This is a genomic window from Oceanihabitans sp. IOP_32, assembly GCF_009498295.1.
Taxonomy (GTDB): Bacteria; Bacteroidota; Bacteroidia; order Flavobacteriales; family Flavobacteriaceae; genus Wocania; species Wocania indica.
Genome location: NZ_CP040813.1, coordinates 771,791 through 793,940, shown reverse-complemented (window position 1 = coordinate 793,940; position 22,150 = coordinate 771,791). Strand labels below are relative to the sequence as shown.

Genomic DNA, 22,150 nt, shown 5'->3' with positions numbered 1-22,150 from the left:
TTCCTTCAATTTTAGTTTTTTTATCTTGAATATTAACTTTTTATGTTTCTAAATTCTGTAAAATTTCAAGGATAATTTCTAAAATACATCTAACTAAAAAACAATTTTATAAGCGCTAGAACCAATACAATAATGAGTAAATAATACGCAATTACATCGGCTTTTTTATGTTTGCTGGCAAAGCGCGCCGTAAGGTAACCCCCTATAGTTTGCCCAACAGCCATAATGCCCCCAATTTTCCAATCCATCAGGCCTTGATAATGAAAAACAAAAATAAGTAATAGGGTATATACACCAATCACAAAACTCTTAAGGGCATTGCTTTCAATAATATTGTGGCGCATGCCTAGCACCATAATAATAAGAAAGAAAACACCCATCCCCATTTGAATAAAGCCACCATAAAAACCCAAAGCAAAAAGTAATGGGGTATAAAAGTACCATTTGGGTTTAAAGTTTAAATCTGTTTTTTGTAGCCAGCGCTTTGGTTTTACTAAGGCGGCAATAAGCATAAATACCATCATGAACTTAAATACTGCTCTAAACTGCTCATTACTTACAGTAACAGCTAAAATACCTCCAGCAAGGGCGCCAATAAAGACGGGAATAATATATTTTTTATTATCGGCAATTTTAAGCTTTCCATTTTTATAAAACACCCAAGAGGTTGCTGCACATTGGGTAAAAACACCAATTCGGTTGGTGCCATTCGCAATATTAGGGGGTAAGCCCAATACTTCGGTAAGAATCGTTAAGGTAATCACGCTTCCATTGCCTGCAAGGGTGTTAATGCCACCCGCAATGAGTGCGCCAAGTATGGCGATGCCATAAATTTCATATTCTGTCATACCAATTAAAAGATGTTACAGTTTATGGTTTCCTTTTGCTAACGTACGTAAAATGTACTAAAGGAGCTCCAATATCTTTTAAATCTGTTGTTAATAGTATAGATGTGCTAAAAACAAAGTGGGATTTAGCAGTTGTTACCTAAATTATTCCGTATCGACACAAACTAAAATATTAAACTTAGATTAGAGTGTAAAAAATAACAATAACAAACAGATATGCTGAATATTTTGAGTCTGTTGAAATTTGCAAAGCATCCTAATACCTATTCCTAAAAGTAATATTGACTAGTCCTAAATAATCTGTAATTGGTTGTTTAGGACTAGACAACTGCTTTATCTTACCAAAATAAAGCATATAAAACCGTTAGAATAATCATAATGGCAAATGCACCGATATTAAATAATGGCGATGTTTTAAACAAGTCTTTTGTGAAAACAATGCCTTTTTCATCATCTGCACCTTTATTTTGAAGGTTACTTAATACAACAATAACAAACATAGTCAATAACGTTGTAATACCCATTTGATGCATCCAAGGCTCAAAAATTGATATGGGTAAAAACTTAAGTGCTAGGGCTATTGGAATGGATAGAAGCGCGCCCCAAATGGCAGCATTATTTGTGGTTTTTCTCCAGAATAAGCCTAACATAAATACGGCTAAAATACCTGGGCTTACAATGCCTGTATATTCTTGAATAAACTGGAAAGCTTGATCGATGCCCCCTAAAAGAGGTGCCACAATAACCGCTATTATTAGCGCAACTGCTGCAGAAATTCTACCAACATTGACTGTTTTTTTGTCGTTTGCATTTTTATTGAAGTATTGTTTATAAATATCCATTGTAAAAATGGTAGATGTTGAATTTAGCATCGACGCCAGAGACGATACAATAGCGGCCGCCAGTGCCGCAAACGCAATACCTTTAAGTCCTGTTGGTAAAAACTGTAACAACCAAGGGTAAGCTTTATCGGCTTGCTCTGCAGAGGGTACGTTTAACATCCCAGATGCCCCTAAATTGGCCATGATTTCTGGATCGTTTACCATAACATAAGCCGCAATACCCGGCACTACTACAACTAAAGGAATAATTAATTTTAAAAATGCTGCTAACAATATGCCTTTTTGGGCTTCTTTTAAAGATTTTGCAGCTAGAGTACGCTGGATAATATATTGGTTAAAACCCCAGTAATATAAATTGGCCACCCATAAACCACCAACCAATACCCAAATACCAGGTAGGTTTACGTAGTTATCATTAGCTTCATCAAGAATCATATGGAATTTATCGGGTGCAGCCTCCCAAACTTGAGCGAAACCAGCAATTACGCCTTCGCCACCAGAGACGGTGTTTAAAGCCAGGTATGTTGTTACTAAACCACCAAGCACTAAAAACACAACTTGAATAACATCTGTCCACGCTACCGCCGATAAGCCGCCGTAAAGCGAGTACGCCGCTGCAAAGAGTGCTAAACCTATAATAGCGTACATCATATCTATACCCATAATGGTTTCAATAGCCAAACCACCTAAATATAAAACCGAAGCCAGATTAACAAAAACGTATAGTGCCAACCAAAACACGGCAAGAATGGTTTTTAAATTGGTTGAAAATCGTTTTTCAACAAACTCTGGTATGGTGTATAATCCTTTTTCAATAAAGATGGGTAAAAAATATTTACCCACTATAATTAAAGTTAAAGCCGCCATCCACTCGTAAGAGGCAATGGCTAAACCTAAAGCAAAGCCAGACCCAGACATGCCTATAAATTGTTCGGCAGAAATATTGGCTGCAATTAGAGACGCACCAATAGCCCACCAAGGTAACGATTTACTAGCTAAAAAATAATCTTCAGCATTTTTTTGGTGTCCTTTTTTATCTCGAGATACCCACAAACCTACGCCTAAAATTAAAATGGCATAAGCAATAAAGACTATATAATCCCACGTATCAAATCCTGCTGTCATATCGAAAAGGTTAGTTTGGTTCTTGTTAAGGGCTCAAATATAGATTTTTTTTTAATATGATTTGATATAAACACCAGTGCAGCATGAATGTTCGCTTGTTAATTGGTGTAAAAAGAATATCTTTATCGCCTGGATTAATAATTTAGTCGTCTTTAAAATTTGTCAATAATCACTTTTAATAAACCAAGGTGTTCCAAATTCACTATCAAAAAGAATCAAACGCATTAGAGCTAAAACATTCTAATCAATCATTTTACGCCAAAATTTATTTAGACCAAGGTGCGAGTTTACAAGAATTAACGCTTAATAATACAACTGTTATGGTGGATTTAAATCCTTTGGTTTATGCCGATACATATGCTTCTGCTATACTGTTTCCGTTTGCAAATAGAGTAAAAGATGGGGTTTATGTTTTTAATAAAACGCAATATACATTAGATACGAATAATACTGCCGAAAACAATGCTTTGCACGGTCTAGTGTATAATAAAACCTTTGAAATTATTGAGCACAAAGCCCGTACAGATAACGTTTTACTGAGATTGGAATACAAAGAAAACGAATTGTCCAAAGGATTTCCGTTTACTTACAACATCCGGTTAGAGTATGTTTTTACTTTAGATACGGTGAGTTTAAAAGTCACAGTTCTCAATACCAGTACAGGTGCTTTTCCCTTTACTTTAGGATGGCATCCTTATTTTTTAAGTGATAATTTACACCATAGCAATTTAGAATTTTCAAGCACTAAAAAACTAGTTTTAGGAGAACGAAATATTGCCACTGGAATGGAAACGATTGGAGACATAAAAAAGTTTAATATTGAAGATAAAAAACTTGACGATTGTTGGGAATTAAAAGGGAATACCGTAAGGTTTAACACGCCCAAGTATCGATTGCTTATGCAATCTTCAGAAGACCAAAATTATTTACAAGTTTACACACCTCCAAAAGATAATATAATTGCTATTGAGCCAACAACCGGTGTATCCGATAGTTTTAATAACCAAATCGGATTAAAAACATTACAACCTAACGCATCTTACACCATAGTATGGCGTTTAAACATGATATAATACCAATAAAAAATGAGTGACACACTAATTAACGAAGTAAAAACCAAGTTTATTGAAATATTTAATCAAAACCCTTTACTTGTTTTTTCTCCTGGCCGTATTAATCTGATAGGAGAACATACCGATTATAATGATGGTTTTGTGTTTCCGGCTGCAGTAGATAAGGGTATAGCTGCGGCTATTCAAAAAAGTGACTCAGGAGATTGCACCGCTATAGCCATAGATATGGATAGCGCTATTAGTTTTGACTTGGATGCATTACGGCCTTTAAAAGAAGGGAGCTGGGAGAATTATGTTTTAGGTGTAGTCGCCGAAATCAAGAAAAGAAACCTGGATATTGACGATTTTAATATGATATTTAAAGGAAATATACCATTTGGAGCGGGCATGTCTTCTTCTGCAGCCCTTGAAAATAGTGTGGTTTTTGGGTTGAATACCTTGTTTAATTTAGGGCTATCTAAACAGGATATGATTTTAATTTCTCAAAAAGCAGAGCATCATTATGTAGGTGTAAAGTGTGGTATTATGGACCAATACGCCAGTATGTTTGGCATGGCAAATCACGCTTTACATTTAGATTGCAGAACCATGACCTCTGTACCTTATAAAATAGATTTTAAAGACCACCAACTCTTATTAATAAACACCAATGTAAAACACAGTTTAAGCGATAGTGCTTATAATGATAGACGTGCCGCTTGCGAAAACATTTCGGAATTACTTGGCGTCAAAGCGCTTAGAGATGCTACTGAAGCTGACCTAGAAACCATAAAAAATAAGGTCACACCAGAAAATTACCAAAAAGCATTATACGTTATTCAAGAAAATGAACGCACCTTAAAAGCAGCTAAAGCCATTGAAGATGGCGACCTCGAAACTTTAGGAGCGTTAATCTACCAATCGCATGAAGGCTTATCAAATAAATACAAAGTGAGTTGTGACGAATTGGATTTTCTAGTTGAACAAGCAAAGAAAAATAAACAAGTTCTAGGCGCCAGAATGATGGGCGGCGGTTTTGGTGGCTGTACTATTAATTTGGTGGCTAAAACCGAAGCGAAAGCTTTTGCTAAAGCTGCTTCTAAAGCTTACAAAAATCATTTTAATAAAGACTGCTCAGTATATTTTGTGCAATTGGCAAACGGAACTCATGTAGTAAAATAACATCAATTTTTTGAAATGGATACAAATTTACAAGATTACTCACATAAAAGATATAATATATTAACGGGCGAATGGGTTTTGGTGTCGCCACATCGCGCTAAACGCCCTTGGCAAGGTCAAAACGAGGCGATTTCTCATGAGGTAAGACCCAAACACGACCCCAACTGTTATTTATGTGCCGGAAATACTCGAATTAATGGTGAGGTTAATCCAGAATATCAAGATGTTTTTGTATTTACAAACGATTTTGCAGCCTTACAATCCAACTCGAAAACCTTTTCTTTGGATAAGGGATTGCTAAAGGCTGAGAGTGAAACAGGCATTTGTAAAGTCATTTGTTTTAGTCCAGACCACTCTAAAAGTTTGGCAGATATGGAAGTGGAAGCCATTCATAAAGTGGTAGAGGTTTGGCAACAAGAATACAAATTATTAGGTGCTCAAGCTGGGATTAATCACGTTCAAATATTCGAAAATAAAGGGGCGGTAATGGGTTGTAGCAATCCGCATCCGCATGGTCAAATTTGGAGTCAGTCTACAATCCCTAACGAGGTTGAAAAAAAAGATACCCAACAAAAGGCGTACTACTTAAAGACTAAAAGCAGTTTATTAAGTGATTATTTACAACAAGAATTAGAAATTAAAGAACGCCTTATTTTTGAAAATGATGATTTTGTGGTACTCGTGCCATTTTGGGCTATTTGGCCTTTTGAAGCCATGATTGCTCCCAAAAAACATTGTAATGATATTACGCAATTGTCTAAGCAAGAAAGTTTGGCTTTCGCCGAAGCTATTTCGGTGTTAACAAAGGTTTACGATGCGTTGTTTGATTGTTCTTTTCCGTATTCTAGTGGTATTCATCAAGCACCAACAAACGGCGAAAACAACGAGCACTGGCATTGGCATATGAGTTTTTATCCGCCGTTATTAAGGAGTGCTACCGTAAAGAAATTTATGGTAGGTTACGAAATGTTTGGAACGCCACAGCGCGATATTACGGCAGAGCAAGCAGCACAAAGACTCCGCGATTTGGTTTAAAACAAATAATTGATATTGATTTAAGCCGCGTATAGGTAACTAAAACTAATGGGTGATGATTTTTGTTCTTCAAGTGTTTTAAAACTTTTACTGCTTATGTTTGCAATACCATGTACTCTAATTGCTACTAGTTTTAAACCAATATAGTGAGGAAATGGTTTATCAAATTGACTTAATATAAAATGAAAAAGCTATTTTACCTTATTACAACTATTTTAATTTTATCCTGTGAAGGTGAAAATCTTGGCGATTGTTTTCAAAAGTCTGGCGCTATTATTCAAAAAGAAATAGCAGTTGATAGTTTTGATAAAATATTAGTAAATCGCGATATTGAATTAATAATTAAAGACGGCACAGATCAACAAGTCGTAATAGAAACTGGCGAAAACTTGTTAAATGATGTCACGGCAAATGTTTTAAGCGGAAAACTCATTCTTACCGATAATAATACTTGTAACTATGTGCGAGATTACGGCATTACAAAGGTGTATGTAACCGCACCAAATATTAGAGAAATACGGAGTTCTACTCAGTACGATATAAAATCTGAAGGTGTATTGCGGTATCCCGATTTAACTATTTTATCAGAAGATTTTAGTGCGCCAAACAGTTTCACCAATGCAAACTTTAAATTGCAAATCGACAACAATAGCTTTACAGTGGTTTTTAATAATCTGTCAAACTGTTTTATTTCGGGCAAAACCAATAACTTAAACATTACTTTAGCATCTGGAACCTCGCGTTTTGAAGGTCGTTATTTGGAGGCTCAAAACATTCAATTATGGAATCGAAGCTCTAACGATATGATAGTGAATCCCATACAGCAAATAAAGGGTAAGATTAATGGTGTGGGGGATGTTATTGCAGTAAATACTCCAGGACTTATTGAGGTTGAAGAACTTTATAAAGGCCGTTTAATTTTTGAGTAGTTTATTTTACTGTGGTTAATTCATACCAATTTAATTTTAAATGTCGTATTGTTAATACGGTATAACATATTTACATAGCTAGGATAATGTGCTATTCCTGCTGTCTTAACCAGCCTAAAATCCCATCGTTAATAATATGCCATGTTCCATGAGCAAATTCTAATTTATAGGTTTCTCTAGAATCTCCAAAAGGGCCTGGGTTTTGTTGAATGATTTCAATGTCTTTTTCGGTAACTTTAGAGATGATTGAAACATGTCCATATTTATTTAATAGGGTAGGAGCATAAACCAGTAAGTCGTTTACTTTTGGTTTCGATTTACTCCCATTGGTAAATTGTATTAAATTACGTGTTTTGTTTAGCTGTCCGTCTGCAATAGTGCTATCAAAAAAATCTTTGGCATGGCCATAACTGTCAGGCATTTTATGATTTAATGCCTCGTAATAATACCGTTTTACAAACTCTACACATTGGTATTTAAGACCAATATTATACCCGTCTGGAGATAATTGTCGACCCTCTACATTTCCAACGCCGCCATTGAAGTACACAAAAACCCCATTTAAACTGTCAATTTTTTGTCCTACTTGAAAATTTGGATTAAAATTCACTTTTTTTGAGGCGTAAAAAAAGACAAAAATTAAAATAATTGCTATTGATACTTTTATTAATGTTTTTTTCAATGTGCTGTTATTCAAGTTTTTTTAAGAGGTCTTACAAATACAACAAATGGGGGTTTAGCTTGTATTTTAGCTGTAATACCCATTTAACCATATAATGTCGTAATAAATAGCTTCTTTTTTGCTTACTTTTTATCAAAAATAATTACCGTAACGCTGCTATGTTATTTATTTTTCATTTCAATTAATCAAAAAATAATTCAATTTATTAACACGACATTACAAAGTTAAATTGGTATTAGACCTGTTGTTAATTTAAGTTATTAGCGAGTAAATCACAGGCCTGTTTTGCAATTTCTAGTTCTTCATTGGTTGGAATTACTAGTAGTTTAACTTTTGCGGTATCAGAATGTATGGCTTTTATACCAGTATTGCTATCAAAATTATTCTTTTCTTCATCTAAAGAGATGCCTAAAAAATCCATATCCTCACAAATATGTTGTCTCATGTAGCTCGAATTTTCACCAATACCCGCCGTAAAGACAATCGCATCCAATCCGTTTAAAACAGCAGCATAAGCACCTATGTATTTTTTTATGCGATAGATGTTCATTTCTAAAGCAAGCTGGCAAGCTTTATTACCTTTTTTCGCCTCTGCTTTAATGTCTCTTAAGTCGTTATAGCCTGTTAAACCAAACATCCCACTTTTCTTTTGTAATAACGTGCTAATTTCGTCTATACTATAATCGTATTTTTCAGCTAAGTGAAAAATAATGGAAGGATCGACATCTCCAGAGCGTGTGCCCATAATTAAACCATTAATAGGCGAAAAGCCCTGAGAGTTATCCATGCTTTTTCCGTCTTTAAGGGCGGTGATACTACAGCCATTTCCTAAATGAAGACTTATAATTTTGGAATGTTTTTTACCTAAATACTGTATTGCTTTTTCTGAAACATATTCATGGCTAATACCATGAAATCCATAAACACGAATACTGTGTTTCTCTGAAAAATCGATAGGAATGGCATATTTATTAGCATAATCGGGGATAGATTGATGGAATGCCGTATCGAAAACAGCAACTTGTTTTGCTTTTTTGAATATGGTTTCGGCAACCTCTATACCTTCCAAGTTTGGAGGATTATGTAAGGGGGCTAAAGTTGATAATGATTTGATTTTATCTTTTACGGCCTGTGTAATTTCGGTAGTATCTCTAAACAGCTTTCCACCATGAACTACACGATGACCAACAATATTAATATCGTCTGTAGAGTTAATAATACCGCTGTCTTTATGTAACAGTTTTTTAGCTAAAATTTCTAATCCCACTTTATGGTTAGGGATGTCCCTTGTAAGCTGAAGCGTCTCTTTTTGAGTGCTGAAGGTGAATTTGGCATCCCTATGGCCAATACGCTCAATTAAACCAGCACACAACTTGGTTTCTTCTGGCATTTTGAAGAGTTTGAATTTTATTGAGGAACTTCCTGAGTTTAAAACTAATACTTGCATAAATTAAAAGGCTTGTGCGTCTATGTAGGTTATTATTGCCTTATCGTAAATGGCTTGGTTATTATTACCAAGACCTAAATCGTTTAAGGTTTTTATGGTGTTTTTTTCTGTTCTTAAATCTGGCATGTGTTTTTTCGCAGTTTTACGAGCTAATTTTACAGAGGATATAAGCGTATTACGTGGCAGAAGTATGCACTAAATTAACAGCCTGTTTAGCTATTTCTAACTCTTCGTTGGTAGGAATGACTAAAACATTTACTTTTGATGCTTTGCTATGTATGGCATGTATTTCTTTGGATCTCGTTTTGTTCTTTTGTTCATCTAATTCGATACCAAAGAAATCCATGTTTTCACAAACTTTTTGCCTAATAAGTTGTGCGTTTTCACCAATACCTGCTGTAAAAACTACAGCGTCTAGTCCATTTAAAATGGCCGCATAACTGCCTATGTATTTCTTGATACGGTAAATATTCATTTCTAAAGCCAATTGGCAAGCCTTATTGCCTTTTTTAGCTTCAGCAATAATATCTCGTAAATCACTAAAACCTGTTAATCCAAGCATCCCACTTTTCTTTTGTAGTAAATTACTAATGTCATCTAACTTATAACCGTATTTTTGGGCTAAATGAAAAATAATCGAAGGATCGATATCTCCAGAGCGCGTGCCCATAATTAAGCCGCTAACTGGCGAAAAACCTAAGGAGTGATCCATACTTTTTCCGTCTTTAATAGCCGTAATACTACAACCATTACCTAAATGAATGGTTATTATTTTTGAATGGCTTTTTCCTAAATACGCAATCGCTTTTTCTGAAACGTATTTATGGCTCGTACCATGAAAGCCATACACTCGAATGTTGTATTTTTCTGAAAACTCGCAAGGAATGGCATATTTATGGGCATAATCTGGGATAGATTGATGGAACGCGGTATCGAAAACCGCGACCTGCTTGGCCTTTTTGAAAATAGTTTCGGCAACTTCAATGCCTTCTAAATTTGGCGGATTATGCAGCGGAGCTAAAGTTGATAACGCCTTGATATTTTCTTTTACAGCTTGGGTTATTTCAGTGGTGTTTCTAAAAAGTTTTCCGCCGTGTACTACACGATGGCCAACAATATTAATGTCGTCGGTAGAGCTAATAATACCGCTGTCTTTATGTAATAGTTTTTTGGCTAAAATCTCTAAACCTACTCTATGATTAGGAATATCTCTTGTAACCTCGATGGTATCTTGCTGGGTGCTAAATATAAATTTAGCATCGGTAGATCCTATACGCTCGATTAAACCAGAACACAAGGTCGTTTCTTCTGGCATTTTAAAGAGTTTAAATTTTAATGAGGAACTTCCAGAGTTTAAAACTAATACTTGCATGAATTAAAAGTCTTGTGCTTGTATGGCGGTTATTATTACAGTACTATAAATATCGTCGGCAGTACAGCCGCGACTTAAATCGTTTACGGGTTTATTAAGGCCTTGCAACATAGGGCCAATAGCTAAGGCTCCTGTTTCTCGTTGTACGGCTTTGTAGGTGTTGTTTCCTGTGTTTAAGTCTGGAAAAATAAGTACACTGGCTTGTCCTGCAACATCAGAATCGGGCAGTTTGCTTTTACCAATACGCATGTCTACGGCGGCATCGTATTGAATAGGGCCTTCAATTTTTAAATCTGGAACTTGTTTTTTAGCGATTTCTGTAGCTGCTCTAACTTTATCTACTTCTTCGCCTTTACCAGAGGCGCCGGAAGAGTAGGATAGCATGGCCACTTTTGGTTCAATTCCAAAATTCCTAGCTGTTTGTGCAGACGAAATGGCGATTTCTGCTAATTGCTCAGCATTGGGGTTTGGATTAATAGCGCAATCGCCAAAAATAGAAACGCGATCTTCTAAACACATAAAAAACACCGATGAGACAATGTTAACCCCTGGTTTTGTTTTTATAAACTGTAAAGCTGGACGCAAGGTGTGTGCCGTAGTGTGTAAGGCACCAGAAACCATGCCATCGGCATGTCCTTTATAAATCATCATGGTAGCAAAGTAAGAGACATCGGCCATGGTATCTCTCGCCATATCTAGATTTATATTTTTATGTTTTCTAAGTTCATAGAAGGTGTTTACGTAATCTTCAAAGTGTGGAGATGTAATTGGAGAAACAATATTTATGTCTTCAATGTTTAACGCAATATTGAGTTTTTTTATGTTCTCTTTTATGATATCAACCTCACCAATTAAAGTGATATCGACCACGCGGGCAGCAATTAGTCTTGCAGTAGCACGTAATACACGCTCATCTTTACCTTCTGGTAGTACAATGTGTTTTTTATCTTTTAGAGCACGTTGCAATAAATTATACTGGAACATTCTAGGTGTGAAAATATCAGATTTAAACGTAATTAAATCATCGGACAGTGTATCCGTATCTACATGTTTCTCAAACGTGGCTATGGATGTTGTTATTTTATCAGTATTATCGGCATATATCTTAGACTTTACTTTACCAATAGTATTGGTAATCTCGAACGTGCCTTCTTTTACACTTATTACGGGTATCACACTTGTAAGACCTTCAAGTAATTTTAAAATCGGCTCTTCGGGTATAATACCGCCTGTTAAAACAATACCCGATAATTTCGGGTAGTTTTTAGAGATATTGGCTTGTAGAACACCTAAAACAATATCGGCTCTATCGCCAGGGGTAATCACTAAGGCATTTTCTTTTAAATGGGTAAGGTAATTGCGAAGTTGCATGGCGCCTACACTAAAATCATCAATTTTGGCGTTAATCATATCTTGGCCAAAAAGAATGCGGCCATCTAGTTGGTTTAAAATTTCTTTTAAAGTCGGACTCGCTAAATTTTTTATTTTAGGAATAACACTAATAGTAGTTTTGTTATTGATGCGATTATTTAATTCTATTTTTAAATCGTCAATATCAGCCGGATTAACTTTATTCACCATTATAGAAATCACATCAACCTCTTCTTTAAAACTGTCGTGGGTTAACTGTACATTATCTACAATTTCTTTAATTTGTTTTTCATCGCCTTGCGAGACAATAAAAACGGGTAAGCCTAAGTTTTTAGAAATTAATATATTAATATCTAGTTCTAAACTAACGTTTTCGCGTGAGAAATCGGTACCTTCAACAAGAACAAAATCGAAGCGTTCCTCCAAATATTTGTACTTTTTTATAATTTCGTCAATAACATGCCCCGATTTTCCTTGGTTGTATAGGTCTAATACTTGACTTCTGGTATAGACAAAGGCCTGTTCGTATTCTAGATCAATATCAAAATGCGAAATTACCGTATTTACATGGTTATCTAGTTCGCCATCTTGAACATCGTCTATAAGAGGCCTAAAATAACCTACTTTGGCTGTTTTTCCTAAAAGCATACGCATTAAACCCAGTACAGCAAGTGATTTACCGCTATTCGATTCAACTGTAGCTACATAAATTCCTTTATTCATGTGTATTTAAATAGTGAGCAAAGATAGTTTATTGCTTGTTTTTTCAAAGTTAAATTTCTTAAATGCCTTTATTTGATGCAAAAGAGAGGTGGTAATAGCTGTTATCTACTTAATATTAGTAGTTAACTCTCTAAATAAAGATTCTAAACTGGCGTTTTTTTGATTCAGTTGAAGAATCTTTAATTGATTATCGTGAGCAAAATCAAAAACACTAGACCGCATATCTTCTTGGGTTTTAAAGGTGATTTCGTAAACAAAACCAGAAGTATTTACCACACGTTCTACTTTTGGAAGTTTTAGTAAAAAGGCCTCTTCAACACGGTAATCGAATTCTACGACAACCGTTTGCTCTTTGCTTTCGCGAAGGACTTCTAGCTTTTTATCGGCTACTATTTCTCCCTTATTTATGATGATAACGCGATCGCACATCGCTTCTACTTCTTGCATAATATGTGTAGATAAAAAGACAGTTTTGGTTTTGCCAATGGTTTTAATAAGTTGTCTTATTTCTGTTAATTGATTGGGGTCTAGACCCGTTGTAGGCTCGTCTAGAATTAAAACTTCTGGGTTATGAAGTAGGGCATTGGCTAAACCTACACGCTGGCGATACCCTTTTGAGAGTTGACCAATTTTCTTGTGTATTTCTGCCGACAGACCCGTTAAAGCAATCACCTCTTCAATACGTTGTTTAGATACCTTGTAAATTTGGGCATTAAAGGCTAAATATTCTTTGATGTATAAGTCTAGGTATAAAGGATTGTGCTCTGGTAAATAGCCCACACTTTGCTGTACTTTTTGCTTGTCTGCTACGATATCATAACCATTTACTCTAGCCATACCACTGGTGGGTTGAATATAGGTGGTTAAAATTTTCATCATGGTAGATTTCCCCGCGCCATTAGGGCCTAAAAAACCAACAATTTCAGGCTTTTCAACTTTAAAAGACACTTTGTTTAAAGCACTTTGATCGCCGAAAAATTTTGAAACCTCTGTAACTTCTATAGACATATTTAAAATATTTGTTCAAAAATAATGATTATCTAATATTATAATAGTTTTACTGTAAAATGTTTAAAACTTTTAATAAACAAACAAAAAACTATAGGGACAATTTTGATTTGCTAAATATTTAACTACTTTAGCAGCTTAATAATTAGGATGATGGTAACTTATACCTATTTTAACAACTTCTTTTATTTCTTTTTTAGCAAAAGGAACGAGGCGTTGTATGTATAATTTATAACTATAAATTTTTATATGAGTCTCGATGAAAATCGGGACTTTTTTTTTGTTCAACTTTGGTTGAACCCTCATTAATAAAGATTTGTTGTCTAATATAAAAATTAAAATTTTGATAAAAACAGTAGCCATTCAGGGCGTAAAAGGGTCGTTCCATCATATTGTTTCTCAGCAGTTTTTCGATAAGGATGTTCAAGCTATTGAGTGTTTAACCTTCGATAGTGTTGTAGATGCTCTAGTTGCAGGAACCTGCGATGTGGCCATTATGGCATTAGAGAATTCTATTGTGGGATCAATTATTCCAAATTATGCTTTAATTGATAATTATAATTTGCATGTGGTAGGCGAGCATTATCTCGATATTCAGCACAATTTAATGGCGCTTAAAAATCAAGATATACAAGATATTAAGGAAGTCTATTCTCACCCCATGGCATTATTGCAGTGTAAAGCATTTTTTAAACAATACCCCCATATTAAATTAATTGAAGATAAAGATACCGCTGAGGTTGCACAACGTATTAGTCAAAATCAACTAAAAGGAGTTGCTGCGATTGCCAGTGTTATGGCTGCCGATATTTTTGACCTTAATATTTTAGCGCACAGCATTCAAACTATTAAGCATAATGAAACGCGATTTGCTATTGTAAGAAAATCAAACAACATACTTCCTGAAGATCAAATAAACAAAGCCTCTATAAAATTTGTAAGCGATCACAAACGAGGTAGTTTGGCGACTATTTTAAATGTAATGAGTGACTGTAAGCTCAATCTAACAAAAATTCAATCCTTGCCTATTGTTGATATGCCATGGAAATATTCCTTTTTTGTAGATGTTACTTTTGATGCGTTTTCTGATTTTAAAAAAGCAAAGTCCTTAATACAAATTATGGCTGATAATTTTAAAGTTTTAGGTGAATATAAAAATGCAAAGTTATGATTGAAGTTGCAAACAGATTGCATACAGTAGAAGAGTATTATTTCTCTAAAAAATTAAGAGAAGTAAACCAACTTATGGCAAATGGAAAACCCATTATTAATCTAGGTATTGGCAGTCCCGATTTACAGCCACCACAAGAAGTGGTTGAAGCTTTAACCGCCGGTTTATTAGAGGGACATGCCCATAAGTACCAAAGTTATCAAGGAATACCCGAGTTACGTGAAGCTATAGTGGGCTTTTATAACACCCATTATGCTGTAAACTTAGAGGCAGCAACAGAGGTATTACCGCTTATGGGAAGTAAAGAAGGCATCATGCATATCTCGATGGCGTATTTAAATGAAGGCGATGCCGTTTTAATTCCTAATCCGGGGTATCCAACCTACCAAGCGGTAACAAAATTAGTAGGAGCAAAGGCGGTTTTATACGATTTAGATGCCGCTAATAATTGGTTGCCAGATTTGGAGCGCTTAGAGCAAATGGATTTAAGTCGGGTAAAATTAATGTGGGTTAATTATCCGCATATGCCTACAGGGTCTCAAGCTTCAGATACGCTATTTGAAGATTTGGTAGCCTTTGCAAAACGCCATAATATTTTAATAGTCAACGACAATCCGTATAGCTTTATTCTTAACAATTCGCCTAAAAGTATTTTAAGTGTTAAAGGCGCTAAAGATGTATGCTTAGAGCTTAATTCGCTGAGCAAGACTTTTAATATGGCGGGTTGGCGCGTGGGTATGTTAGTAGGAAACCACCAATACATAAAGGATGTGTTAAAAGTAAAAAGTAACATGGATTCGGGAATGTTCTATGGCATTCAAAAAGGTGCTATAGCGGCGTTACAATGCTCTAAAGCATGGTTCGATACTCTAAATACCTTGTATAAAAAACGCCGAGATTTAGTTTGGCAATTAGCAGATGCTTTAAATTGTACTTATGATGAGCATGCAACAGGCCTTTTTGTATGGGCAAAATTACCTCAGGGTTTAAAAGCAGAAGCCTTTATAGATACGATTCTTAAAGAACGGGATGTTTTTATCACACCAGGTACTGTTTTTGGAAGCCAGGGAGAAGGGTATATTCGGTTTTCGTTATGCGCGTCAAATGAAGATTTAGAAGAAGCTATTAAAAGAATCAAATGAAGATGATTGGTTCTGTTTGTAACGGTGACCAATTAAAAAATAAAAAAACGCTCAATAGGTCTAGTTAAGAGTTCAACTTTTATCGACATGGGGCTAGCAATAAAATGAAGAATATATATATAATAGGCGTAGGTTTAATAGGGGGTAGCTTAGCTATAGATATTAAAAAAAAGAACCCCGACGTTACAATTCATGGTATTGATAGACAAGAGGAAACATTAGATATTGCACTATCATTAAACCTGATTGAAAAAAAGGCGATTTTAGATGATGTTGTAAACGCCGATTTGGTTATATTATCGGTTCCAGTAGATGCCACGGTTAAATTACTACCAACTGTTTTAGATTTAATTTCAGATAAAAGCTTAGTGGTAGATGCTGGTTCTACCAAAGAAGATATTTGTAAGGTGGTAGAAAATCACCCAAAACGCAGGAATTTTTTAGCCATGCACCCTATTGCGGGTACAGAACATTCTGGACCTCATGCGGCCATTCCCGAGTTGTTTGTGGGTAAAACAAACATTATATGTGAGGTTGAAAAAACAGCCTTTAAGCTTCAGGAAAAGGCCCTGAAGTTGTTTGCAGATATTGGTATGCGTATTCGATATATGAATCCGCAGGCTCATGATAAGCACATTGCTTATATGTCACATTTATCGCATATCAGTTCCTTTATGTTAGGTAAAACCGTTATTAATAAAGAGAAGAATGAACGTGATATTTTCGATATGGCAGGCAGTGGATTCGAATCGACGGTGCGATTAGCTAAAAGCTCACCAGAAATGTGGACACCTATTTTCGAGCAAAACAAAACTAATGTTATCGAAACATTAGAAGCTTATATTGCCAACCTCACACAATTTAAAGAATTTATGGAAAAAGATGATTTTGAAGCTATATTTAAAGAAATGAAAGATACCAACTATATAAAAGATATTTTAAACGTAATCGTATAATTTAAAAACGACTATAAAGTAATTAAAAGATAGCTTTTTCTTTCTAAGAGACTATCTAAAACACAAAAGAGATATGGAAAACACAAAAGAAATGAGAACTTGGTTGGATGATTTAAAGTTAAAACATCCACTAGTAATTGCCGGGCCATGTAGTGCAGAAACAGAAGAACAGGTTTTAAAAATAGCACACGAGCTAAAAGATACGGATGTGAGTTATTTTAGAGCGGGTATTTGGAAACCCAGAACGCGACCAGGAATGTTTGAAGGTGTTGGAGCTTTGGGTTTAAAATGGTTGCAAAAAGTAAAGGCAGAAACAGGAATGAAAATTTGTACTGAAGTAGCCAACGCAGCCCATGTTAAATTAGCCATAGAGCATGATGTCGATTTATTATGGATTGGAGCACGCTCTACCGTAAGTCCGTTTATTATGCAAGAAATCGCCGATGCTTTACAGGGTACAGATAAGCCGGTACTTATAAAAAATCCAGTAAACCCAGATTTGGCTTTATGGTTAGGCGGTATAGAAAGAATTTACAAAGCTGGAGTTAAAAACATAGGAGCTATTCACAGAGGATTTTCTACCTACGAGAAGTCTAAGTTTAGAAATAATCCCGAGTGGCAATTAGCTATTGAGTTTCAAAATAAATTCCCAGATATTCCTTTAATTAACGATCCATCGCACATTACGGGAAAGAGAGACATGATTTTTGATGTGTCTCAAGCAGCACTAGATTTAAATTTTGATGGCTTGATGATTGAAACACATTACGACCCAGATAATGCCTGGAGCGATGCCGCGCAACAAGTAACACCATCTACTTTAGTTCAAATTATGAAGGATTTAAAAATTAGAAAAGAAACAGATACTGAAGCAGAATACAATAAATCTCTTGAGAATTTAAGAGCACAAATTGATGTTATCGATAATCAAATCATTGAGTTGCTTGGCAAGCGTATGAAATCGGCCGATGGTATTGGAGAGCTTAAAAAGTCGAAAAACGTGGCTGTTTTGCAGTCTAAGCGCTGGAACGAAATTTTAGGCAAAATGGTTTTAGAAGGACAAGAGCACGGGCTAAGTGAAGAGTTTATTTTAAAAATGTTTAAAGCCATTCATCAAGAATCGATTAACCATCAAGAAAAGATAATTAATGGATAATTGATTTATTGGTTTACAAAAATAAAAATGCCTCACAATTGCGAGGCATTTTTATTTAATACTATTTATGAATGTCCGACTAAAAACGTCTTAGTATCGCCAATCTCTTTTAAATATAAAACTTTACGCGTCTTTTAAAATGAGACCTTAATGATCTAAAATAGTAATAAAGTGTTCGATAAGATGTTTTAATAATAAAGTCACTTTTGTTAATTAGCTAGAATCGATTCTAGCTTCTAATGTCTAAAAGCGAAGCGGTCTTATATCTCTTATCAAAAATTAATGAATGCTATTGTATATTTCTTTTAAAAATGTATCTGGTAATAAAAATACCTTTTCCATCTCCTTTTCCAGCTTCGCTTTCTACAGCACTTGAAACAAAAGCTAAATCCCAGCCCTCTTCAATCATAGTATTTATTTTAGAAGTAATAATGGCATCATTTGCAGCTATGTTTTGAAAGCGAATACCTCCTAAATTGTAGAAGTTTAAAAGTTTAGTTTCGTCAAATGCTTTAACCCTAATGTCAGCGCGTTTAGATTTATTGCGGGAATTGTCTTCTTCTGTTTGTGATGTGGTGAATTCTTGATAATCTTTTTTGTCGTTAGCGCTAATCATTCTTGAACGTCCTAGGCCATTAGGAACAATGGATTCGACACTAGTTACAATTTTGTACTCCACTTGAGCAGTTGCATCCAAAAAGGAAAAAAGGCATACAGCCAAAATAATAAGTAATTTTTTCATGTTGGTATTTTTGTTAAAATTAAAAGCAAGAATAATTAAAATTTATTTAAATTAAAATATTTTTAGCGTTACTTTTGAAAAAACTATGACAGGACGCGTATATAAATCAACAGGAAGCTGGTACACCGTTAAAACCGAGTTAGGTGAAACGTATCAATGCCGTATAAAAGGCAAATTCCGCTTAAAGGACATTAAAAGTACCAACCCTATAGCTGTAGGAGATATTGTAGATTTTGAGTTGGAAACCCACAATAATCAAGAATCTGGGATTATTTATAAGATCCACGACCGTAAGAATTATATTGTTAGAAAATCGGTAAAACTTTCTAAGCAAACTCATATTATTGCTTCAAATATAGATTTGGTTTTTTTAATGATTACCATAAACAATCCACCAACATTTACCAGTTTTATCGATAGGTTTTTGGTAACCGCTGCAGCTTATTCTATTAAAACCGTTTTACTTTTTAATAAGATTGACACCTACGATGAAGACACTTTAAACGAGGTAAAATATTTAGCTCATGTGTATAGAAAAATCGGTTACGAATGTATTGGGGTATCGGCCACTACTGGTAAAAACGTTGATAAAGTAAAGGCTTTAATGCAAGATAAAGTAAGCGTGTTTACAGGGCATTCGGGTGTTGGAAAATCTACCCTTGTAAACACTATTGAGCCTGCATTAAATTTGAAAACAAGAGCCATTTCTACCCAGCACATGCAAGGGCAGCACACCACAACTTTTGCCGAAATGTTCGATTTAAGTTTTGGAGCTAAAATTATAGATACTCCGGGCATAAAAGGCTTTGGAGTTGTAGACATGGAAAAAGAAGAAGTTGGTGATTATTTTCCAGAATTTTTCGAACTTAAACAATATTGTAAATTCAATAATTGCTTGCATGTTAAAGAGCCTCATTGCGCGGTAAAAAAAGCTTTAGATGAAGACAAAATAGCTTTTTCACGCTACCGTAGTTATTTGCAAATTCTTGAAGGCGAAGATGAACATTACAGAACAGATGACTGGGATAACGAGTAATGGTTTTTTTAACGGATGAAGAAAAAATACGCGTTTACTTAAGTGCGACTATACAATATATAAAGTCTTTCCTTTAAGGTATTTAATGGTATGAAAGTAGTTATTCAGAGAGTTTCAAAAGCAAGTGTTAAAGTTGAACATGAAACCGTAGCTTCAATAGAAAACGGATTGTTAATTTTGCTGGGTATTGTTAGTGAAGACACTCAAAACGATATAGAATGGTTGGCTAAAAAAACAGTAAATCTTCGCATTTTTAATGATGAAAACTGTGTAATGAACAAATCTCTATTAGATGTAAAAGGCGATATTATTGTAGTGAGTCAGTTTACTTTACATGCCTCTACCAAAAAAGGAAACCGGCCAAGTTATATAAAAGCGGCAAAGCCAGATATGGCGATTCCATTATACAAAGCCTTTGTAAATACCTTAGAAATTGAATTAGGAAAACGCGTTCAAACTGGTGAGTTTGGTGCAGACATGAAAGTAGAATTAATTAACGATGGCCCCGTTACCATTGTTATCGATTCAAAAAATAAAGAATGAAAATCTCTCATTTGACATTTTGTATCTTATTAAACAAACACCAAGAATAACAATCTTTAAATGCCCATAATAATGAACATCAAAAACGCACAAATAATAGTAGATAATTGGATTAAAGCGCATGGTGTGCGCTATTTTAACGAACTTACTAATATGGCACAACTAACCGAAGAGGTTGGCGAAGTTGCCCGAATTATAGCACGACGCTACGGCGAGCAAAGTGAAAAAGAAAGCGACAAAGACAAAGATTTAGGTGAAGAACTCGCCGATGTGTTGTTTGTAGTACTGTGTTTAGCAAATCAAACAGGCGTAGATTTACAACAAGCCTTCGATGCAAGAATGGATAAGAAAGCAAAACGAGACCACGATAGACATCATAATAACGAAAAATTAAAGTAAATTAGCCAGCTTTAATTCGTTACAAATTTTTACAATGAGCAGTATTACCCTTAATAAGTCGCAACTAGTAAATCGTAAAACTAAAATCACCATAACAGGTTCTAAAAGTGAATCTAACCGGCTATTGCTGCTTAAAGCACTTTACCCAGAGCTTGTATTAAACAATGTTTCAAACTCTGATGATAGTGAATTAATGACCAAAGCATTGGCCGACACATCGAGTATTGTAGATATTCATCATGCGGGAACAGCCATGCGATTTTTAACGGCTTATTTCGCTATTCAAGACAACCGAGAAGTCACCCTTACAGGTTCCCATAGGATGAAAGAACGTCCCATTAAAATTTTGGTAGAGGCCTTAAAAGAGTTGGGAGCAGACATTAGTTACGTAGAAAAGGTCGGGTTTCCGCCACTAAAGATAAAAGGAAAAAAACTGACTAAAAACAAAGTAACCTTACAAGCCAATGTGAGTAGTCAGTATATTTCTGCGTTATTATTAATCGCTTCAAAACTCGAAAACGGTATCGAATTAACTTTAGAAGGTGAAATCACGTCTATCCCTTATATAAAAATGACCTTGAGTTTGTTGGATCAAATTGGGGTAGAGTCTACGTTTATTAACAATACCATAACGGTAAAACCGAATACCAAAAAACCAATCACTAAAAAACTAACTGTGGAATCAGACTGGTCTTCGGCATCCTATTTTTTTAGTATAGTGGCATTGAGCGATTTGGGAACAGAAATTATGTTGTCTTCATATAACAAAAATTCTTTGCAAGGCGATTCGGCTTTAGTGGGTATTTATAAAGAATTTGGAGTAGAAACTAGTTTTTCTAACAACAGCATAACACTAACAAAAGTTTCAGAACATAAAGAAGCCAAAAGCTTCAATTTAATAAACGCACCCGATATTGCACAAACGATTGCAGTAACTTGTTTCGCATTAGGGGTGGCCTGTGATTTACAGGGTCTTCATACCCTTAAAATAAAGGAAACAGATCGACTAGTTGCTTTAAAAACCGAAATTGAAAAATTAGGGGGGCAAGTCGATATTACAAACGATACTTTGTATTTACACCCTTCAAACATAATTAACGATAAGGTATCTATTGCCACCTATCACGATCATAGAATGGCCATGGCTTTTGCACCTTTAGCACTAAAGAAGTCGCTTATTATAGAAGACGCTATGGTAGTGTCGAAATCGTATCCCACGTATTGGGACGATTTAAAAGCACTGGGGTTTAAAATAACATCGAACTAATGGCATAGGTGTTTAGATGTTCTTGTACTTTTTAAAAACAATCACATTATCGGGTATGGGATTATTATTTCCCATATTAAGAGCTATTTTAAATAATATACACTGAAATACTTGACAAGGCC

The 22,150-nt window shown here is 35.0% G+C and carries 21 protein-coding genes; 12 read left to right on the top strand and 9 right to left on the bottom strand.

Going from position 1 to position 22,150, the window contains the following annotated elements:
- Positions 1-89: 89 nt before the first annotated feature.
- The gene (locus tag FEZ18_RS03310; RefSeq protein WP_153267009.1) at positions 90-848 is read right to left on the bottom strand and encodes a sulfite exporter TauE/SafE family protein; all 759 of its coding nucleotides are present in this window, start codon (positions 846-848) and stop codon (positions 90-92) included.
- Positions 849-1,186: 338 nt separating this feature from the next.
- Complete coding sequence (locus FEZ18_RS03305) at positions 1,187-2,815, bottom strand: sodium/sugar symporter (RefSeq protein WP_153267008.1); 1,629 nt, start codon at positions 2,813-2,815, stop codon at positions 1,187-1,189.
- Positions 2,816-3,003: 188 nt separating this feature from the next.
- Between FEZ18_RS03305 and FEZ18_RS03300 the strand changes: the two genes are divergently transcribed.
- From FEZ18_RS03300 to FEZ18_RS03285, 4 genes are all read left to right on the top strand, one after another.
- Positions 3,004-3,888, top strand: coding sequence for an aldose 1-epimerase (locus FEZ18_RS03300; protein WP_153267007.1), 885 nt, complete (start codon positions 3,004-3,006; stop codon positions 3,886-3,888).
- A 12-nt stretch (positions 3,889-3,900) separates the two neighbouring features.
- A complete protein-coding gene (gene galK, locus FEZ18_RS03295; protein ID WP_153267006.1) occupies positions 3,901-5,049 on the top strand; it encodes a galactokinase in 1,149 nt (382 codons plus the stop codon).
- 15 nt (positions 5,050-5,064) lie between these two features.
- Positions 5,065-6,084, top strand: coding sequence for a UDP-glucose--hexose-1-phosphate uridylyltransferase (locus FEZ18_RS03290; protein ID WP_153267005.1), 1,020 nt, complete (start codon positions 5,065-5,067; stop codon positions 6,082-6,084).
- A gap of 182 nt (positions 6,085-6,266) precedes the next feature.
- Positions 6,267-7,013: a head GIN domain-containing protein gene (locus FEZ18_RS03285; RefSeq protein WP_153267004.1), complete on the top strand. Its 747-nt coding sequence runs from the start codon at positions 6,267-6,269 to the stop codon at positions 7,011-7,013.
- Positions 7,014-7,104: 91 nt separating this feature from the next.
- Here the strand turns inward: FEZ18_RS03285 and FEZ18_RS03280 are convergent, their stop codons facing one another.
- From FEZ18_RS03280 to gldA, 6 genes are all read right to left on the bottom strand, one after another.
- Positions 7,105-7,623 carry a CHAP domain-containing protein gene (locus FEZ18_RS03280; RefSeq protein WP_228122832.1) on the bottom strand — a complete coding sequence of 173 codons (519 nt, stop codon included), beginning with the start codon at positions 7,621-7,623 and terminating at the stop codon, positions 7,105-7,107.
- 319 nt (positions 7,624-7,942) lie between these two features.
- On the bottom strand, positions 7,943-9,142 hold the full coding sequence (locus tag FEZ18_RS03275) for an acetate/propionate family kinase (protein WP_153267002.1): 1,200 nt from the start codon (positions 9,140-9,142) through the stop codon (positions 7,943-7,945).
- Positions 9,143-9,145: 3 nt separating this feature from the next.
- The gene (locus FEZ18_RS14815; RefSeq protein ID WP_255473334.1) at positions 9,146-9,268 is read right to left on the bottom strand and encodes a hypothetical protein; all 123 of its coding nucleotides are present in this window, start codon (positions 9,266-9,268) and stop codon (positions 9,146-9,148) included.
- A gap of 49 nt (positions 9,269-9,317) precedes the next feature.
- Positions 9,318-10,514, bottom strand: coding sequence for an acetate/propionate family kinase (locus tag FEZ18_RS03270; RefSeq protein ID WP_153267001.1), 1,197 nt, complete (start codon positions 10,512-10,514; stop codon positions 9,318-9,320).
- A gap of 3 nt (positions 10,515-10,517) precedes the next feature.
- Positions 10,518-12,608, bottom strand: coding sequence for a phosphate acetyltransferase (gene pta / locus FEZ18_RS03265; protein WP_153267000.1), 2,091 nt, complete (start codon positions 12,606-12,608; stop codon positions 10,518-10,520).
- Positions 12,609-12,713: 105 nt separating this feature from the next.
- A complete protein-coding gene (gene gldA / locus FEZ18_RS03260) occupies positions 12,714-13,616 on the bottom strand; it encodes a gliding motility-associated ABC transporter ATP-binding subunit GldA (RefSeq protein ID WP_153266999.1) in 903 nt (300 codons plus the stop codon).
- 343 nt (positions 13,617-13,959) lie between these two features.
- Here gldA and FEZ18_RS03255 point away from each other — a divergent pair, with 343 nt between their 5' ends.
- The 4 genes from FEZ18_RS03255 (at position 13,960) to FEZ18_RS03240 (ending at position 18,041) form a co-directional block, all read left to right on the top strand.
- Positions 13,960-14,787, top strand: coding sequence for a prephenate dehydratase (locus FEZ18_RS03255; RefSeq protein ID WP_153266998.1), 828 nt, complete (start codon positions 13,960-13,962; stop codon positions 14,785-14,787).
- Positions 14,784-15,929 carry a pyridoxal phosphate-dependent aminotransferase gene (locus tag FEZ18_RS03250; protein ID WP_153266997.1) on the top strand — a complete coding sequence of 382 codons (1,146 nt, stop codon included), beginning with the start codon at positions 14,784-14,786 and terminating at the stop codon, positions 15,927-15,929. Before FEZ18_RS03255 ends, FEZ18_RS03250 begins: the two co-directional genes overlap by 4 nt.
- Positions 15,930-16,033: 104 nt before the next feature.
- Positions 16,034-16,885, top strand: coding sequence for a prephenate dehydrogenase (locus tag FEZ18_RS03245; RefSeq protein WP_153266996.1), 852 nt, complete (start codon positions 16,034-16,036; stop codon positions 16,883-16,885).
- Positions 16,886-16,958: 73 nt separating this feature from the next.
- Positions 16,959-18,041, top strand: a complete 1,083-nt coding sequence (locus tag FEZ18_RS03240; protein ID WP_153266995.1) for a bifunctional 3-deoxy-7-phosphoheptulonate synthase/chorismate mutase type II — start codon at positions 16,959-16,961, stop codon at positions 18,039-18,041.
- 289 nt (positions 18,042-18,330) lie between these two features.
- On the opposite strand, the gene FEZ18_RS03235 is transcribed toward FEZ18_RS03240, so the two are convergent.
- Positions 18,331-18,783, bottom strand: a complete 453-nt coding sequence (locus FEZ18_RS03235; protein ID WP_153266994.1) for a hypothetical protein — start codon at positions 18,781-18,783, stop codon at positions 18,331-18,333.
- Between the two features lie 85 nt (positions 18,784-18,868).
- On the opposite strand from FEZ18_RS03235, the gene rsgA reads away from it, so the two are divergent.
- The 4 genes from rsgA (at position 18,869) to FEZ18_RS03215 (ending at position 22,028) form a co-directional block, all read left to right on the top strand.
- Entirely contained in the window at positions 18,869-19,819 is a 951-nt protein-coding gene (rsgA, locus tag FEZ18_RS03230) for a ribosome small subunit-dependent GTPase A (protein WP_153266993.1), read from the top strand.
- A 90-nt stretch (positions 19,820-19,909) separates the two neighbouring features.
- Positions 19,910-20,362: a D-aminoacyl-tRNA deacylase gene (dtd, locus tag FEZ18_RS03225; protein ID WP_153266992.1), complete on the top strand. Its 453-nt coding sequence runs from the start codon at positions 19,910-19,912 to the stop codon at positions 20,360-20,362.
- A 72-nt stretch (positions 20,363-20,434) separates the two neighbouring features.
- Complete coding sequence (locus tag FEZ18_RS03220) at positions 20,435-20,761, top strand: nucleotide pyrophosphohydrolase (RefSeq protein WP_153266991.1); 327 nt, start codon at positions 20,435-20,437, stop codon at positions 20,759-20,761.
- 34 nt (positions 20,762-20,795) lie between these two features.
- Positions 20,796-22,028 (top strand): 3-phosphoshikimate 1-carboxyvinyltransferase, encoded by a 1,233-nt coding sequence (locus FEZ18_RS03215; protein ID WP_153266990.1) that lies wholly within the window; start codon positions 20,796-20,798, stop codon positions 22,026-22,028.
- Positions 22,029-22,150: the final 122 nt, after the last annotated feature.